This window comes from Ruegeria sp. CG3 (assembly GCF_056537205.1).
Genome location: NZ_JBQFRC010000009.1, coordinates 1 through 1,181, shown reverse-complemented (window position 1 = coordinate 1,181; position 1,181 = coordinate 1). Strand labels below are relative to the sequence as shown.

General features: G+C 61.0%; 1 protein-coding gene. It reads left to right on the top strand.

Annotation, left to right across the window (positions count from 1 at the left end):
- The coding region (gene tuf / locus ACR0NB_RS18855) for an elongation factor Tu (protein ID WP_170343064.1) at positions 1 to 1,176 on the top strand (1,176 nt) is incomplete at its 5' end.
- Positions 1,177 to 1,181: the final 5 nt, after the last annotated feature.

Here is a 1,181-nt window from a genome sequence, read left to right as displayed (position 1 = left end):
ATGGCAAAGGAAAAGTTTGAGCGTACAAAACCGCACGTCAACATTGGCACGATTGGCCACGTTGACCACGGCAAGACGACGCTGACCGCAGCAATCACCAAGTATTTCGGCGACTTCAAGGCGTATGACCAGATTGACGGTGCGCCGGAAGAGAAAGCGCGCGGCATCACCATCTCGACCGCCCACGTGGAATACGAGACCGACAACCGCCACTATGCGCATGTCGACTGCCCCGGCCACGCTGACTATGTGAAGAACATGATCACCGGTGCGGCGCAGATGGACGGCGCGATCCTAGTTGTGAACGCAGCTGACGGCCCGATGCCGCAGACCCGCGAGCACATCCTGCTGGGCCGCCAGGTTGGCATCCCGAAGATGGTCGTGTTCCTGAACAAGGTTGACCAGGTTGACGACGAAGAGCTGCTGGAACTGGTTGAGATGGAAGTTCGCGAACTGCTGTCCAGCTACGACTACCCCGGCGACGACATTCCGATCATCGCAGGTTCGGCTCTGGCCGCGATGGAAGGCAACAACCCGGAAATCGGCGAGAACAAGATCCGCGAACTGATGGCGGCCGTTGACGAGTACATCGACACCCCTGAGCGCGCTGTTGACCAGCCGTTCCTGATGCCGATCGAAGACGTGTTCTCGATCTCGGGCCGCGGTACCGTTGTGACCGGTCGTGTCGAGCGTGGTGTGATCAACGTTGGCGACGAGATCGAGATCGTCGGCATCCGCGACACGCAGAAGACCACCTGCACCGGTGTCGAGATGTTCCGCAAGCTGCTGGACCGCGGTGAAGCCGGCGACAACATCGGCGCCCTGCTGCGTGGTGTTGACCGTGACGGCGTCGAGCGTGGCCAGGTTCTGTGTAAGCCGGGCTCGGTGACTCCGCACACCAAGTTCGAAGCCGAAGCCTACATCCTGACCAAGGAAGAAGGCGGCCGTCACACTCCGTTCTTCGCGAACTACCGTCCGCAGTTCTACTTCCGTACGACTGACGTGACCGGCACCGTGACCCTGGCCGAAGGCACCGAAATGGTCATGCCCGGCGACAACGTGTCGTTCGGCGTCGAGCTGATCGCCCCGATCGCCATGGAAAACGGTCTGCGCTTCGCCATCCGCGAAGGCGGCCGCACCGTCGGCGCAGGCGTCGTGTCCAAAATCATCGAGTAAGGCGC